The sequence below is a fragment of the Pseudomonas viridiflava genome, assembly GCF_900602065.1.
Classification (GTDB): domain Bacteria; phylum Pseudomonadota; class Gammaproteobacteria; order Pseudomonadales; family Pseudomonadaceae; genus Aquipseudomonas.
This window is the reverse complement of the sequence record NZ_UWFN01000303.1, coordinates 1-336: the sequence shown is the minus strand read 5'-3', so window position 1 is coordinate 336 and position 336 is coordinate 1. Positions and strand designations below refer to the sequence as shown.

1 protein-coding gene is annotated in these 336 nt (G+C 58.0%); it reads right to left on the bottom strand.

Annotation, left to right across the window (positions count from 1 at the left end):
* On the bottom strand, positions 1–336 hold a 336-nt coding region (locus tag EE949_RS22440; RefSeq protein ID WP_164666822.1), incomplete at both ends, for a proline dehydrogenase family protein.

Below are 336 nucleotides of genomic sequence, written 5' to 3'. Positions count from 1 at the left end.
CGTTCTGGTAGGTCAAGGGAGAGCTCCAGACGATCGGCTTGTTCGGGGTCAATGTTCAAGCGGATGTCGTATTGCTTGTCTAGGAGCGTCAGTGACAGCAGGCGCGTGTATAGCTCTTCCATCACGCGCTCGTACTGGGCGCGGCTGTAGCGCGGGTGCAGTGCCGACAGCTTGATGGAGATGCCCGGACCTTCATAAATCCCACGGCCGTGAGAGGCTTTGCCGATGGAGTGAATGGCTTGTTCGTACGAGGCCAGATACTTCTGCGCGTCGTGTTCGGTGAGTGCGGCTTCACCGAGCATGTCGTAGGAATAGCGGAAGCCCTTGGCTTCGAAC